Origin of the sequence: Verminephrobacter aporrectodeae subsp. tuberculatae At4, from assembly GCF_000193225.1 — a bacterium.
GTDB lineage: Bacteria > Pseudomonadota > Gammaproteobacteria > Burkholderiales > Burkholderiaceae_C > Acidovorax > Acidovorax aporrectodeae.
Genome location: NZ_AFAL01000045.1, coordinates 1 through 14447, shown reverse-complemented (window position 1 = coordinate 14447; position 14447 = coordinate 1). Strand labels below are relative to the sequence as shown.

The 14447-nt window shown below is 65.1% G+C and carries 16 protein-coding genes; 14 read left to right on the top strand and 2 right to left on the bottom strand.

The features are described 5' to 3' along the window. Positions 1-1065, bottom strand: a 1065-nt coding sequence (proS, locus tag VTU_RS0101835) for a proline--tRNA ligase (RefSeq protein ID WP_010100173.1), incomplete at its 3' end; no start/stop codon positions are given. A gap of 93 nt (positions 1066-1158) precedes the next feature. On the opposite strand from proS, the gene VTU_RS0101830 reads away from it, so the two are divergent. The 13 genes from VTU_RS0101830 (at position 1159) to VTU_RS0101770 (ending at position 12996) form a co-directional block, all read left to right on the top strand. After that, positions 1159-1818 (top strand): RNA pyrophosphohydrolase, encoded by a 660-nt coding sequence (locus VTU_RS0101830; RefSeq protein ID WP_010100172.1) that lies wholly within the window; start codon positions 1159-1161, stop codon positions 1816-1818. 80 nt (positions 1819-1898) lie between these two features. After that, positions 1899-2849, top strand: a complete 951-nt coding sequence (locus VTU_RS0101825; RefSeq protein ID WP_010100170.1) for an ABC transporter ATP-binding protein — start codon at positions 1899-1901, stop codon at positions 2847-2849. Beyond that, on the top strand, positions 2846-3601 hold the full coding sequence (locus VTU_RS0101820; protein WP_010100168.1) for an ABC transporter permease: 756 nt from the start codon (positions 2846-2848) through the stop codon (positions 3599-3601). Before VTU_RS0101825 ends, VTU_RS0101820 begins: the two co-directional genes overlap by 4 nt. 14 nt (positions 3602-3615) lie before the next feature. After that, positions 3616-3858 (top strand): BolA family protein, encoded by a 243-nt coding sequence (locus tag VTU_RS0101815; RefSeq protein ID WP_010100167.1) that lies wholly within the window; start codon positions 3616-3618, stop codon positions 3856-3858. Positions 3859-3871: 13 nt separating this feature from the next. After that, positions 3872-5146, top strand: a complete 1275-nt coding sequence (gene murA, locus VTU_RS0101810) for a UDP-N-acetylglucosamine 1-carboxyvinyltransferase (RefSeq protein ID WP_010100166.1) — start codon at positions 3872-3874, stop codon at positions 5144-5146. Next, on the top strand, positions 5143-5814 hold the full coding sequence (gene hisG, locus VTU_RS0101805) for an ATP phosphoribosyltransferase (protein ID WP_010100164.1): 672 nt from the start codon (positions 5143-5145) through the stop codon (positions 5812-5814). The genes murA and hisG overlap by 4 nt, the downstream gene beginning before the upstream one ends. Further along, on the top strand, positions 5811-7184 hold the full coding sequence (gene hisD / locus VTU_RS0101800) for a histidinol dehydrogenase (RefSeq protein ID WP_010100162.1): 1374 nt from the start codon (positions 5811-5813) through the stop codon (positions 7182-7184). The genes hisG and hisD overlap by 4 nt, the downstream gene beginning before the upstream one ends. An 88-nt stretch (positions 7185-7272) precedes the next feature. Further along, entirely contained in the window at positions 7273-7956 is a 684-nt protein-coding gene (locus VTU_RS34365; protein WP_029554014.1) for an N-acetylmannosamine-6-phosphate 2-epimerase, read from the top strand. Beyond that, entirely contained in the window at positions 7943-8830 is an 888-nt protein-coding gene (locus VTU_RS34360; protein ID WP_040891667.1) for an ROK family protein, read from the top strand. Before VTU_RS34365 ends, VTU_RS34360 begins: the two co-directional genes overlap by 14 nt. Before the next feature lie 43 nt (positions 8831-8873). Beyond that, entirely contained in the window at positions 8874-10172 is a 1299-nt protein-coding gene (locus VTU_RS0101785; protein ID WP_201766088.1) for an ABC transporter substrate-binding protein, read from the top strand. A gap of 60 nt (positions 10173-10232) precedes the next feature. Continuing rightward, positions 10233-11096, top strand: coding sequence for a carbohydrate ABC transporter permease (locus VTU_RS0101780; RefSeq protein WP_040891662.1), 864 nt, complete (start codon positions 10233-10235; stop codon positions 11094-11096). Next, positions 11093-11923, top strand: coding sequence for a carbohydrate ABC transporter permease (locus tag VTU_RS0101775; protein WP_010100158.1), 831 nt, complete (start codon positions 11093-11095; stop codon positions 11921-11923). Before VTU_RS0101780 ends, VTU_RS0101775 begins: the two co-directional genes overlap by 4 nt. Positions 11924-11934: 11 nt before the next feature. Further along, complete coding sequence (locus tag VTU_RS0101770; RefSeq protein WP_029554011.1) at positions 11935-12996, top strand: ABC transporter ATP-binding protein; 1062 nt, start codon at positions 11935-11937, stop codon at positions 12994-12996. A gap of 41 nt (positions 12997-13037) precedes the next feature. On the opposite strand, the gene VTU_RS25305 is transcribed toward VTU_RS0101770, so the two are convergent. Further along, a complete protein-coding gene (locus VTU_RS25305; RefSeq protein ID WP_010100156.1) occupies positions 13038-13346 on the bottom strand; it encodes a DUF2917 domain-containing protein in 309 nt (102 codons plus the stop codon). Between the two features lie 201 nt (positions 13347-13547). On the opposite strand from VTU_RS25305, the gene VTU_RS0101760 reads away from it, so the two are divergent. Further along, positions 13548-14447 (top strand): aminotransferase-like domain-containing protein (locus VTU_RS0101760; protein ID WP_010100155.1); only part of this gene is annotated, 900 nt, incomplete at its 3' end.

Genomic DNA, 14447 nt, shown 5'->3' with positions numbered 1-14447 from the left:
CACTTCGCGGTCGGCGACGATCCTGAGCGGCTTCTTCAGGCCGATGGGGCCCAGGTAGCCGGGCGGGCAGCCAAAGTGGTCTTCGATTTCGTCCCGCGTGGCGAAGCGAAAGCCCGCGTCCAGCCCCGGCACCTTGGCCACCTTGATCTCGTTCATCTCGTGGTCGCCGCGCAGCAGCAGCAACCAGACTTGGCTCTTGCTGCCCTCGTCCGTTGCCAGAACCAGGGACTTGACCGTGGTCTGCAGCGGGACGCCCAGCAGTTCGGCCACGGCGGCGCAGGTGCTGCTGCCCGGGGTCGCGGTCCTGGTCAGGGCCTGCGTGGCAGCGCCCCGGGGACCCGCGGGCGCCAGGGCCGCAGCCTTCTCCCTATTCGCCGCGTAGTCGCTCTGGGGACAGTAGGCGATCGCGTCCTCGCCGGTCGCAGCGAGCACCTGGAATTCCTCGCTCAGGTCCCCGCCAATGGCGCCGCTGTCCGCCGCCACCGCGCGGTAACTCAGGCCAAAGCGGTCGAAGATGCGGCGGTACGCCTGCGCCATGGCCTGGTAGCTGGCCTTCGCGCCCGCCTGGTCGCGGTCGAAGCTGTAGGCGTCCTTCATGATGAACTCGCGCCCGCGCATCAGGCCAAAACGGGGACGGCGCTCGTCACGGAACTTCGTCTGAATCTGGTAGAAGTTCCGGGGCAACTGCTTGTAACTGTGCAGTTCCTGCCGCGCGATGTCGGTGATCACCTCTTCGCTCGTGGGCTGTACGACGAAGTCGCGGCCATGGCGGTCCCGGATGCGCAGCAACTCGGGACCCATTTTGTCGAAGCGCTGCGTCTCCTGCCAAAGCTCCGCGGGCTGCACCACGGGCATGGTCAGTTCCACCGCGCCGGCCCGGTTCATCTCTTCCCGCACGATGCGCTCCACCTTGCGGATCACCCGAAGCCCCATGGGCATGTAGCTGTAAATTCCTGCACCAAGCTTCCGGATCAGCCCCGCGCGCAGCATGAGTTGGTGGCTGATGATTTCGGCGTCGGCCGGGGCTTCCTTGAGGGTGGAGACAAAAAATTGGGAGGCTTTCATCGGGGTCGATTCCGGGCAGGGCAAGGCCGCCCACTTGTCGCGCACCAAGCGCCGTGCATAATGGACGCAGTTTAAAAATTTGGGGTTTCGATTATGCTTGACCAGGATGGCTTTCGGCCGAACGTCGGCATCATCCTGCTCAACCAGAAGAACAAGGTGTTCTGGGGCAAGCGCATACGCACCCACAGTTGGCAGTTTCCGCAGGGCGGCATTGACCGGGGCGAAAGCCCCGAGCAGGCCATGTTCCGTGAGCTGCACGAAGAAGTGGGCTTATTGCCCGACCACGTGCGCGTGGTGGCCCGCACCCGGGACTGGTTGCGCTACGAGGTGCCTGACCGCTACATCCGCCGCGATGCCCGCGGACATTACAAGGGCCAGAAACAAATCTGGTATTTGTTGCAGCTGACCGGACACGACTGGCAGCTGAATCTGCGCGCCACCAGCCATCCCGAGTTTGACGCCTGGCGCTGGAACGACTACTGGGTTCCGCTCGACGTGGTGGTGGAGTTCAAGCGCGGCGTCTACGAAATGGCGCTCACCGAACTGGCCCGCTACCTGCCGCGCCCCGAGCAGCGCAATCGCTACCTGCGCGGCGGCATGCGCGCGCGCGAGGACACGGTCGCCGGCATGTACCGCAACGGTTCCATGCCCATCAACCCCTGCATGGAATTCCCGCCGGGCGCGAGCTTCGACCCGAGCCCGCAGGGCGACATGCCCGGGGAAGCAGCATTGCCCCTGAGCACGCCGCGTTGATTCCCGCATGCGAAACGCCTGCGCCGGGCAGGGCGCGCCCGGGGCGAATGCAACCTTATTAGCTTAGAATCGCAGGCTTTATGCCCGCAGTCTCCTTCCAAGCTGTCTCCAAGGCCTTTGCCACGCCCAAAGGTCCGCTGCAGGCACTCGATCAGGTCAGCCTGGACATCGAGGAAGGCGAGTTCTTCGGGCTCCTGGGTCCCAACGGGGCCGGCAAAACCACCCTCATCAGCATTCTTGCCGGCCTTGCGCGCGCGAGCAGCGGGCGCGCGCTGGTGCAGGGTTGCGACGTGCAGACCGAATTCGCCGCGGCCCGGCGCAAGCTCGGCGTGGTGCCCCAGGAACTGGTGTTCGACCCGTTTTTCAACGTGCGCGAATCGCTGCGCATCCAGTCGGGGTATTTCGGCGTGCGGAACAACGGCGCCTGGATCGACGAACTGCTGGAGAACCTGGGCCTGGCCGACAGGGCCGGCGCCAACATGCGCCAGCTCTCGGGCGGAATGAAGCGCCGGATGCTGGTGGCGCAGGCGCTCGTGCACAAACCGCCCATCATCGTGCTCGACGAACCCACGGCGGGCGTGGACGTGGAACTGCGCCAGACCCTCTGGCACTTCGTTGCACGCCTGAACCGGGAGGGCCATACCGTGCTGCTCACCACCCACTACCTGGACGAGGCCGAGGCCCTGTGCGGCCGCATCGCCATGCTCAAGTCAGGCCGCATCGTGGCCCTGGACCGCACCAGCGTGCTGCTCCAGGAGGCTTCGGGCAGCGTGCTGCAATTCAAGACCGACTCCGCCCTGCCCCCGGCGCTGGCCCGTCTGGCGCGCGTCACGGGCCGCGTCGTGCAATTGCCCGCGCACGACACCGTGGACATCGAGGGCCATCTGGCGGCGCTGCGCACGGCGGGGGTCGAACTGCACGACCTGGAGATCCGCCGGCCCGATCTGGAGGACGTGTTTCTGCAAGTCATGTCCGGCGCGCACGCGTCCCGACCTGCGGCTGCGGCTGCGGCTGTGGAGGGACAGGCATGACCGGCTGGAGCACCCTGTTCTACAAGGAAATCCTGCGCTTTTGGAAGGTGAGCTTCCAGACCGTGGCCGCACCGGTGCTCACGGCCGTTCTCTACCTGCTGATCTTTGGCCATGTGCTCGAGGGCCATGTGAAGGTCTACGAGCGCATCAGCTACACCGCGTTCCTGATTCCCGGCCTGGTGATGATGAGCGTGCTGCAGAACGCCTTTGCGAACAGCTCGTCGAGCCTGATCCAGAGCAAGGTCATGGGCAGCCTGGTGTTCGTGCTGCTCACCCCCCTGTCGCACTGGGCCTGGTTTGCGGCGTACGTGGGCTCGTCCATGGTGCGCGGGCTGGTGGTGGGGCTGGGGGTGTTCGCGGTGACGCTGGCGTTTGCCTGGCCCGGGTTCGCTGCGCCGCTGTGGATTCTGGTCTTCCTGATCCTGGGGTCCGCGCTGCTCGGCACGCTGGGGCTGATCGCCGGACTCTGGGCCGACAAATTCGACCAGGTCGCGGGGTTCCAGAACTTCGTGATCATGCCCATGACCTTTCTCTCGGGCGTGTTCTATTCGATCAAGTCGCTGCCGCCGTTCTGGCAGGCCGTGAGCCACCTGAACCCGTTTTTCTACATGATCGACGGCTTCCGCTATGGCTTCTTTGGCCAGAGCGACCGCTCGCCGTGGATCAGTCTGGCCGTCGTCACCGTGGCCTGGCTCGCCGTAAGCGCCCTGGCCATGCATCTGCTGCGCACGGGCTACAAAATCCGCCACTGAAAACACCGGGCACCATGACCGCCGAAGAAATCAGGAAACTCATCGCATCCGGCATGGCCTGCGAGCACATCACGCTCGAAGGCGATGGCCGCCACTGGTACGCGACCATCGTCTCGGCCGAGTTCGAGGGCCAGCGCGCCATCGCGCGCCACCAGCGCGTGTACGCCACGCTGGGCGCAAGAATGCACACCGATGAGGTGCACGCGCTGTCGATGAAAACCTTCACCCCCGCAGAATGGGCCGCACAGGCGCAGTGAACGCTTTTTCGAGATGGACAAACTCCTGATTCGCGGCGGCCGCCGCCTGCACGGCGAGTTGCTGGTCTCCGGCGCAAAGAATGCCGCCCTGCCGCAGCTGTGCGCCGCGCTGCTCAGCGCCGACCCCGTGACCCTGCACAACGTGCCCCGGCTGCAAGACGTGCGCACCATGCTCAAACTCTTGCGCAACATGGGCGTTGCGGCCGAGCGCTCGGACGACGGCGCGGTGCACGTCGACGCGCGCGTGCTCAGCACGCCCGAGGCCCCCTACGAACTGGTCAAGACCATGCGCGCCTCGGTGCTGGCGCTGGGCCCGCTGCTGGCGCGCTTCGGCGAGGCCACGGTGTCGCTGCCCGGGGGCTGCGCCATCGGCTCACGCCCGGTGGACCAGCATGTCCGGGGCCTGAGCGCCATGGGGGCGGAAATCGTGCTCGAGCACGGCTACATGATCGCCCGGCTATCCGCAGGCCGCACGCGCCTGAAGGGCGCGCGCATCACCACCGACATGGTGACGGTGACCGGAACCGAGAACTTCCTCATGGCCGCCGCGCTCGCAGAGGGCGAAACGCTGCTCGAGAACGCGGCGCAGGAACCCGAGATCGCCGACCTGGCCGAGATGCTGATCGCCATGGGCGCGCGCATCGAGGGCCACGGCAGCAGCCGCATCCGCATTCAGGGCGTTGAGCGGCTGCACGGCTGTAGCCACCGCGTGGTCGCCGACCGCATCGAGGCCGGCACCTTTCTGTGCGCCGTCGCGGCCACGGGCGGCGACGTGCTGCTGCGCCATGGCCGCGCCGACCATCTGGACGCGGTGATCGAGAAGCTGCGCGCGGCCGGCGCCGAGGTGCAGGCGGTGCAAGACGGCATCCGCGTGCAAAGCCCGGGCAGCGCCAAGCTGTGTGCCCAGGGCTTTCGCACCACCGAATACCCGGGATTTCCCACCGACATGCAGGCCCAGTTCATGGCGCTCAACTGCATTGCCCAGGGCCGCTCCACGGTGACCGAGACGATTTTCGAGAACCGCTTCATGCACGTCGACGAGCTGCTGCGCCTGGGCGCCAGGATACAGGTTGACGGCAAGGTCGCGGTCATCGAAGGCGTCGCCCGCCTGTCGGGTGCGACGGTCACGGCCACCGACCTGCGCGCCTCGGCGAGCCTGGTCATCGCGGGGCTGGTGGCCGACGGCGAGACCGTGCTCGAGCACGTCCACCATCTGGACCGCGGCTACGACTGCATGGAAGCCAAGCTGCGCGGCATCGGCGCCGACATCGAAAGAGCGTCCGCATGATCACCCTGGCACTCTCCAAGGGCCGCATCCTCGACGCCACCCGGCCGCTGCTTGCGGCCGCCGGCATCGCGGTGCTGGACGACCCGGAGCACCCGCGCAAACTCATCGTGCCCACCAACCAACCCCATCTGCGCGTGGTGCTGGTGCGCGCCAGCGACGTGCCCACCTACGTGCAGTACGGCGGCGCCGACCTCGGTGTCGCGGGCAAGGACCAGCTGATCGAGCACGGCGGCCAGGGCCTGTACCAGCCGCTGGACCTGGGAATTGCCCGCTGCCGCGTGAGCGTCGCGGTGCGCCACGACTTCGACTACGCGCAGGCCGTGCGGCAGGGCGCGCGCCTGAAGCTGGCCACCAAGTACACCAGCATCGCGCGCGACTTTTTTGCCGGCAAGGGCGTGCACGTGGACATGGTCAAGCTCTACGGCAGCATGGAGCTGGCCCCGCTCACCGGGCTGGCCGACGCCATCGTGGACCTGGTCTCCACCGGCAGCACCCTGCGCGCCAACCAGTTGGTCGAGGTCGAGCGCATCATGGACATCAGCTCGCTTCTGGTGGTCAACCAGGCCGCGCTCAAACTCAAACAGGCGCCGCTGCGCCGCATCATCGACGCGTTTGCCGCAGCCATCCCCGCAGAAGCAACGGCCGCGCCGAACCGGATCACGGCATGACCCTGGCCGCCGCCCCCGCACGCCTGAGCACCGCCGCAAGCAGCTTCGAGGCCGATTTCGTCGCGCTCCTGCGGGGATCTGCGACCACCGACGCCGCCATCGAGCAGCGCGTGCGCGCCATTTTGGCCGACGTGCAGCAGCGCGGCGACACCGCCGTGCTCGAGTACACCGCCCTCTTCGACGGCCTCAGGGCCCCGTCGCTGGCCGCGCTGGAACTCACGCAGGCCGACTTCGCGGCGGCCTTCGACGCCATTCCCGCAGCCCAGCGCGAAGCCCTGCAGGCCGCCGCCGCCCGCGTGCGCAGCTACCACGCGGCGCAGAAAAGAGCCTGCGGCGAGAGCTGGAGCTACCGCGACGCGGACGGCACGCTGCTCGGCCAGAAGGTCACGCCGCTCGATTGCGTGGGAATCTACGTGCCGGGCGGCAAGGCGGCGTACCCCTCGAGCCTGCTGATGAACGCCATTCCCGCGCACGTCGCCGGGGTGCAGGAAATCATCCTCGTGGTCCCCACCCCCATGCGCGGCAGCCTGGCCACGGGCGGCGCGGGCGGGCAGGCCGCGTCGGGCCCGGGCGAGCGCAACGCACTGGTGCTCGCCGCCGCGCACGTGGCCGGCGTCACGCGCGCCTACACCATCGGCGGCGCGCAGGCCGTGGCCGCGCTGGCCTACGGCACGCAGACGCTGCCCCGGGTGGACAAGATCACCGGCCCCGGAAACGCCTACGTGGCCTGCGCCAAGCGGCACGTGTTCGGCACGGTGGGAATCGACATGATCGCCGGCCCGAGCGAAATCCTGGTGCTCGCCGACGGCAGCACGCCGCCCGACTGGGTGGCCATGGACCTGTTCAGCCAGGCCGAGCACGACGAACTGGCGCAGAGCATCCTGCTGTGCCCCGACGCGGCCTATCTCGACGCCGTGCAGCGCGCCATCGACCGCCTGCTGCCCACCATGCCGCGCGCCGCGATCATCGCCAAGAGCCTGAACGACCGCGGCGCGCTGATCCTGACGCGGGACATGCCGGAAGCCTGCACCATCAGCAACCGCATCGCCCCGGAACACCTGGAACTGAGCTGCCAGGACCCGCAGCGCTGGGAGCCGCTGCTCAGGCACGCCGGCGCGATCTTTCTGGGCGCGTACACCAGCGAATCGCTGGGCGACTACTGCGCCGGAGCGAACCATGTATTGCCCACCGGCGGCACGGCACGTTTCAGCTCGCCACTCGGGGTGTACGACTTCCAAAAGCGCAGCAGCCTCGTCGAGGTGAGCGCGGCCGGCGCGCAAACGCTGGGCGCCATCGCCGCCGAACTGGCCCAGGGCGAGGGCCTGCAGGCGCACGCGCAGGCAGCGCAGATGCGGCTCCAGCCACGCTGACCCGCACACCCGGGGCACCGCGCGGCCGGTGCACGGCAGGCGCTGGCCCGCTTCCGCTGGCAGAAAACGGTCCTCTATGATCCGGCGCATGCCTTCCTCCGTTCTGCATCAGCTGCACAAACGCCTCATCGTCTCTTGCCAGCCCACCCCGGGGGGCAGCATGGACTCCGTGCATTCAGTCCTTGGTTTTGCCGGCTCTGCCTTGGCTGGTGGTGCTGCCGGTCTGCGCATCGAAGGGGTCGATCGGGTCAGGGCCGTCAAGACGGCGTATTCCGAGCCTGTGATCGGACTGATCAAGCGCGACTTGGCCGACAGCCCCGTGCGCATTACCCCCTTGCTGGACGACGTAGAGGCTCTGGCCCTGGCCGGCGCGGACATCATCGCCGTGGACTGCACGGACCGTACCCGGCCGGCCACCGTGCGCGAGCTGATCGCGTGCATCCGCTCCCATGGGCGCTTGGCGATGGCAGATTGCGCCACTTTGGCGCAGGCACAAGCGGCGCTCGCCATGGGTGCCGACGTCGTGGGCTCGACGCTGTCCGGGTACACCGGCGGCCCGGTGCCGCACCCGCCCGATTTGGACTTGGTGCGCGCATTGCGAACGCTGAAATCTTTTGTGATTGCAGAGGGGCGCTTGAATACCCCCGAATTGGCCGCCCAAGCAGCTCGCGCAGGCGCTGACGCCGTGGTGGTGGGCAGCGCCATCACCCGCCCCGACGTCGTCACGTCGTGGTTTGCCCAAGCTACCATGGGTGCTTATGCCGAATGCTGAGCACCCTCCCGTTCTGGCGCTGGATATTGGCGGAAGCAAAACCATGGTCGCTTTGGTGCGGGGTGCTTCGGTGCAGGACGTGCGCACCCAGCCGACGGCACAAGGCGTCAACCCGGCCCAATGGATACGCCAGGCTGCAGAGATGGCCGCACCGTGGCGCGGCGAATTTGGTTTGGTTGCCGCCGCGGTCACTGGCTTGGTGAGCCAGGGCGTGTGGAGTCCGTTGAATCCCAAGACGCTGCAATTCCCGGAGTTCTTTCCGCTCCAGCAGGCGCTGATTGAACAATTCGCGTGTCCGGCCACGGCCATGAACGATGCGCAGGCAGCTGCCTGGGGCGAGTACCGCTTTGGCGCGGGCAAGAACAGTGACATGGTGTTCCTGACCGTCTCCACGGGCATCGGGGGCGGCATCGTGCTCCAGGGGCGCCTGCACCAAGGACGCCATGGCGTAGCAGGACATTTCGGCGTGAGCGCCGCCACCTGCGACGCAGGCCAGGAAACCGTCCGTTTGGAAGACACCCTCTCGGGACGCTGGATGGCAGAGCAGGCCGCATCGCTGGGCCACGGCGCCATGGATGCACAGCAGGTGTTCGCTTCAGCCCATGCGGGTGCCCCATGGGCTCAAAACCTGGTGCGCACTTCGGCACACAGATTCGCCGCACTGTGCTCGCACATTCAACTCGTTCTTGCACCTGATTGCATTGTTTTAGGCGGTGGCATTGGCTTGGCGCCGGGCTACCTGCAATGCGTGCAAGAGTATCTCGTACGCACTTCGGACGCTCTGCGACCCCATCTCGTCGCGGCCTCCTTGGGCTCTCACGCGGGAGCCATCGGGGCATCAGACTTCGCCACCCACTTTCAGCACCAACCATAAAGGAAACGACATGAGTATTTCTTTGACCAGGAAACTGGCGCGCTTGGCCGGCAGCCTGTTGCTGTCCGGACTGGGCGCGGCCCAGGCCGCAGTCACCGTATTGGGTTGGCCCGGCGGCCCCGAAGAGGCCGCGCTGCGCGCGGCGGTCAAGGTTTACAACGAACGCAGTGACGTGGCTGCGAACGACAAAGTGGCGCTGATTTTCTTCAGCCGGGACGGTTTCTATGACAAGCTGCAAGCCGACTTGGCAGCGGGCACCAAGGCATTTGATGCCAACCTCATTGCCACTTACTCCATTGGCCGTTACGCGCCGTTCATGAAACCCGTCGATCTGGGAGTCAGTGCGACCGACTTATTTGGCAAATCGGTTCTCAGCACCATGCAGTATCAGGGCAAACAGTTCGGCGTGCCCACCGACTTGAGCCTGCACTTCATGTACTTTCGCAGCGACTTGATTGACGGTTTGCTCAAGGACAAGGCAGCACACGGCGAATACGCTGCCATTGCCCAAAAGTATCTGGGACAATCCTTGACGCCCAAGGACCCCAACGAATGGACCTGGGACGACTACGCAGCCACGGCACTGTACTTCACCAAAGCCATCAACCCGAAAAGCCCCACCCGCTACGGAACTGTGTTGCAGCTCAAGAACCTGCTGTTCAACATGATGGTGTTCCATTCGCTGCCGCGCGCGTATGGAGCCGACTGGATGGATCCATCCGGAAATATCAGCGTGAACTCCGAGGCTTACAAGAAGGGCCTGCAAATCTACAAGACCCTGCTGGATGCCGGGACCACGCCAAAGGATTCCTTGTCGTATGAATACGCAGAGGCGAATGCCGCTTTCGCGTCCGGCGAAGTGGCCACCATGATGCAGTGGAACGCGGCAGCGGCCGACCTGAAGGACCCCAAAAAGTCACCCAAGGTTGCCAGCAAAACGGCATTCACAGCACCTCCCTCCGGCCCACAAGGCCGCTTCACTCACGTACATGGACTGGGCTTGGGCATCAATGCGAGCGGCACCAACACCGAAGGCGCAGCCAAATTCCTGCGCTGGTTGGCCACGCCCGAGGCCATGACCACCTATGCGCTGGCCGGTGGTGCTCCTGGCTTGTCGGAGTCGGCAGTGAAGGCTGTGGCAGACAAGCGGCCTGATCTGGTGCCCCTGGGAACCTATGCGACCCGGCACGGTTTCATGATGAATGGCGCAACTTCCGCCAAGGCATTGGGCGTGTATGAACTGCAAGCCAAGGAGTTCACCGGGTATTGGTCCGGCAAGCAAAGCCTGGAAAAAACCCTGGAAAAAACCGCAGCAGGCATGGCCAAATTGCTCAAGCCCTGATTCAGCTCCATCACCACGCCCCTTCCCCAGACACCGCCCTGGCCAGTCTGGGGGTATCGCATGCCTCACCGCTTCCAAAATCAGGCGCTGCTATTGCCGGTAGTGCTGTTCCTGCTGTTGATGCTGGGATTTCCCACGCTACTCAACATCGTCTACAGCTTCTCTGAAATCAGTTTCGAGAATTTACGCAGCCCGCGTCTGAGTGGCTGGGAAAATTATGCGGAGGTCTTGCGCGACGATGCCTTCTGGCAATCACTGGGCTTCTCGCTGCGCTTTGGCTTGGGCAGTGCCATTGCGGAAACGGCGCTGGGGTTTTTTCTTGCCATCTTCCTGGCACCCCTGATCCGCCAGCACCGCTGGACCTTGGCCATTTTGATGATGCCGATGATGGTGGCCCCCTCGATGATGGGACTGATGTATCGCTTGGTACTGCACGAATTCGTCGGGCCCATTCCTTACTACTGGGAACTGTACCTGGGCAGCAGCCCCTCCTTTTTGGGCACCGAATGGGCGTTCAGCACCATTTTTCTGATCGAAGTATTGCAGTGGACCCCCTTTACGTTGCTGCTTTTCTACATGGCCTACGAAGCGATACCACGCGACATGTGCGAGGCCGCCGCGGTGGACGGCACACGGCCCTGGCGCATGTTCTGGGCCATTGAGGCGCCGCAGTTGCTGCCCACCTTGGTCATCGCGCTGCTGATACGCTGCATTGACGGATTCCGGGTCTTTGACAACATCTATGTGCTCATGGGCAGCGGCCCGGGGGGCAGCACCATGTCCCTGTCGATTTACATCTACGAGTCATTCTTCAAGTCGGCGCAGTTGGGCAAGGCACTGGCCGCCTCCATCTTGCTGTTCTTGGCAGCGTTTGGCCTGCTGTACGCCAGCAGCCGCCTGATACGCCGTGGAGCCAAAGCATGAGCCGTGGCTACTCCTTGCTGCGCTGGGGTGTATTTCTGAGCGTCGCCCTGCTGTTCAACTTGCCGGTCATCAGCACGGCGGTCACCGCACTGAAGTCTGCTGCCGAGATGGGCACCAACCCGGGCTTTTGGATAGAACAACCCACGCTGAACAACTTGCGGGCCGTCCTCACGGTGAGTGAGCGCCTGAATGTGTATGGCTTCCTGAAGAACAGCCTGATTGCCGCGCTGATTGGCTCGGTATTGCCCATTGTGCTGAGCCTGCCGGCTGCCTACGCCATGGTGCGCAGAGGGGTAGGAAACCACGTGCTGCTGCCCCTGGTCGTGAACCTGCGGGCCATGCCACTGATCATCTTTGCAATTCCCTTGTACATGGCCTACCAGTACTTGGGGCTACTGGATACGCCCTGGGGCCTGGGGCTTATTTTGGCCGTGGTGAATTTGCCATTGAGCCTGATGCTCGTGGTCAACGCCGTATCTGAAATTCCTCTGGAAATGGATGAGGCCGCTCAAATGGACGGTGCGCGCATGCGCCACATGCTGTGGCAAATCGTGGTGCCCATTTGCCGACCCAGCCTGGCCACTGCCCTGGTGTTTGGCTTTATCAATGCCTGGAATGAATTCCTTTTCGGCCTGATGCTGACCACGCGCGATGCGGTGCCGATGACCGTTGGCGCTTCCTTCTTCTTTGCCTCCGGCGGTGGTGGGGTGGACTGGGGCTTGGCAGCCGCAGTGATTCTGGTGGCCTGCTTGCCTCCCATGGTGCTGGGCCTGCTGATGTACCGCCAAATCAGCAGCAGCATGCTGGCTGGCGCCGTCAAGGGATAAGTATTCACGTCATGGCAAGCATTCAATTACGACAAGTGAAAAAGACCTTTGGTCCGGTGGACGTGATCCAGGGCATTGATCTGCACATCAACGACGGCGAGTTCGTCGTGTTTGTCGGCCCCTCCGGCTGTGGCAAATCAACCCTGCTACGGCTCATTGCTGGCTTGGAGCAAGTCAGCGCCGGTTACATCCTGATAGATGGCAATGACGTCACCCATGCGCCTCCTTACGATCGCGGGCTTTCCATGGTTTTCCAGTCTTACGCGCTCTACCCCCACATGAGTGTGTATGACAACATCGCTTTCAGCCTCAAAACACAGGGCATGGACAAGAGCAGCATTGCGCGCCGCGTCGATGAAGCCGCCCGCATGCTCCAGTTGGGCGACTACCTGGACCGCAAACCCAAAGCACTGTCGGGCGGCCAACGCCAGCGCGTAGCTATTGGGCGCGCCGTGGTCCGAAATCCTTCTGCTTTCTTGTTCGATGAACCGCTCTCGAACCTGGATGCCGCCTTGCGCGCAGATACCCGGTTGGAGATTGCGCGGCTGCACAAACAGTTGGGGACCACCATGGTATACGTGACCCACGACCAGACCGAAGCCATGACCCTGGCCGACCGCATCGTGGTTTTGCAGGGTGGCCGCATCATGCAAGCCAATACCCCCTACGACCTCTACGAGCGCCCAGACAACACCTTCGTGGCCGAGTTCATTGGCAGCCCCAAAATGAATCTGATGGCGTGCGCAGGCGACTCGGCCCAGCATCTGCACATTGCAAACGGGCCCACCTTGGAGGCCCCGGCATTCCACTGCGCAACGGCCCATCAGATTGGCATCCGTCCGGAGCATCTCAGCCTGTGTGGTGCGGACACCGCTCTGCTGCAAGGCAGCATTGAGCAAATAGAGTACTTGGGCGCCGACTCTTGCTTGCATGTGAAACGCGAAGACGGCTCAATGATTACGGTCCGCGTTGCGGGCCGCAGCCGCTGCGCGCCCGGTGAAACCGTGCACCTGACTGCCGCGCTGGAGTCGGTGCACGTGTTTGACGTCACTGGACAGTCGCTGCGGCGATGATTTTTGCGTGCCGCAACGCTCGATTGGCACGCCAAACTGGCTCAGACCACGCTGACCCGCACGCCCGGGGCGCCGCGCGGCCTGACCGCCTGCGCCGCCCAGACCAAGTGCGCCGGCTCCTGCCCCACGGCGCTCATGCGCAGCCGCGCGGGGCCGCTGCACCACAGGCGCTGGCCCGCTTGCAGAAAATGGTCCTCCGGCCGGCCGTCGCAGGTCACCCAGGCGCAGCCCTGCTCGGCCTCAAGCAGAGCCCCTTCCCCCGCCCGAAAGCTCAGCACCTGAACGGCCTGTAGCGGCGCAAGAAACAGACGCTGCCATGGCCGGGCCGGGGCTTCGCGAACGGATTCCAATGGCCGGGACGGTCCATGGGCTGGCAGAGGGGGGCACAAGGTCTTCATGCCCGACACTGTGCCGCTGCCGCCCGCCAGCCACCAGCCACAGGCCGGGGTCACCTGGACCAATACAGAGAGCCAGAGTGGAGCTTCTGTACTGCCTGCACTCGCGCGCTTCTGTACTGCCCGAAAGACGGGTCACCGGTACAGAATGCGGGCATGCTCCCCGACGATGACGCCCCCGCGCTTTATCTGCAGATTGCCGAACAGCTGGCCCGGCTGATCCGCAACGGCGCCCTGGCACGCGGTGCAAGGCTGCCCTCGGTGCGTGCCCTGGCGCGCCAGCATGGCGTGGCGCAGAGCACCGTCGTGCAGGCCTACCACTGGCTCGAAGATGCGCGGCTCGTGAGCGCGCGCCCACGCTCCGGGTTCTTCGTGACCGCACCGGTGGTCAGCCTTCCCGAGCCCAGCACTCCACGCCCCATGCGCCGCCCGCGCGAGGTCACGGTGGACTACCTGGGTCAGCGCATCCTGGGGCACAAGCAGCCCGAAGAGATCGTCTCCTTCAGCAACGGCACGCCCGGCATCGATTTGCTCGACCCCGACCGTGTGCGCCGCGCCGTCAGCCGCGCCGTCCAGCGCCACCGCAACCTGCTGTGCATCTACCCCTGGCCGTCGGGGCACGAGGACGCGCGCCGCGCGCTGGCGCGCTACGCGGTGAGCCTGGGCTGCGGCCTGGACCCCGAGAACATCGTGCTCACCAGCGGTTGCATGGAGAGCGTCGCGCTGTGCCTGCGCGCAGTGACCCAGCCGGGCGACGTGGTGGCGCTCGAATCGCCCACGCATTTTTCGTTTCTGGAACTGCTGCGCGACCTGCACCTGCGGGCGCTGGAGATTCCCACCCATGCGCGGCATGGCCTGTCGCTCGACGCCCTGCAACTGGCGCTGGACACCCAGCCCGTGAAGGCCACGCTGGTCGTTCCCACGCTGAGCAACCCCCTGGGCAGTTGCATGCCCCAGGCCGGGCGCAAGCGGCTCGCGCAGATGGCGGCGCGCCACGGCATGGCGGTGATCGAGGACGCCATCTACAACGACCTGGTGGAGGTCGACGAGATGCGC

What these genes read in the sequence shown, in the direction of transcription:
- VTU_RS0101770 (WP_029554011.1), top strand. Translation starts at nt 11,935, where the DNA reads ATGGCAAGCATTCAATTACGACAAGTGAAAAAGACCTTTGGTCCGGTG.
- VTU_RS0101825 (WP_010100170.1), top strand. Translation starts at nt 1,899, where the DNA reads ATGCCCGCAGTCTCCTTCCAAGCTGTCTCCAAGGCCTTTGCCACGCCC.
- VTU_RS0101820 (WP_010100168.1), top strand. Translation starts at nt 2,846, where the DNA reads ATGACCGGCTGGAGCACCCTGTTCTACAAGGAAATCCTGCGCTTTTGG.
- VTU_RS34365 (WP_029554014.1), top strand. Translation starts at nt 7,273, where the DNA reads ATGCCTTCCTCCGTTCTGCATCAGCTGCACAAACGCCTCATCGTCTCT.
- VTU_RS0101830 (WP_010100172.1), top strand. Translation starts at nt 1,159, where the DNA reads ATGCTTGACCAGGATGGCTTTCGGCCGAACGTCGGCATCATCCTGCTC.
- hisD (WP_010100162.1), top strand. Translation starts at nt 5,811, where the DNA reads ATGACCCTGGCCGCCGCCCCCGCACGCCTGAGCACCGCCGCAAGCAGC.
- VTU_RS0101815 (WP_010100167.1), top strand. Translation starts at nt 3,616, where the DNA reads ATGACCGCCGAAGAAATCAGGAAACTCATCGCATCCGGCATGGCCTGC.
- VTU_RS34360 (WP_040891667.1), top strand. Translation starts at nt 7,943, where the DNA reads ATGCCGAATGCTGAGCACCCTCCCGTTCTGGCGCTGGATATTGGCGGA.
- hisG (WP_010100164.1), top strand. Translation starts at nt 5,143, where the DNA reads ATGATCACCCTGGCACTCTCCAAGGGCCGCATCCTCGACGCCACCCGG.
- murA (WP_010100166.1), top strand. Translation starts at nt 3,872, where the DNA reads ATGGACAAACTCCTGATTCGCGGCGGCCGCCGCCTGCACGGCGAGTTG.
- VTU_RS0101780 (WP_040891662.1), top strand. Translation starts at nt 10,233, where the DNA reads ATGCCTCACCGCTTCCAAAATCAGGCGCTGCTATTGCCGGTAGTGCTG.
- VTU_RS0101775 (WP_010100158.1), top strand. Translation starts at nt 11,093, where the DNA reads ATGAGCCGTGGCTACTCCTTGCTGCGCTGGGGTGTATTTCTGAGCGTC.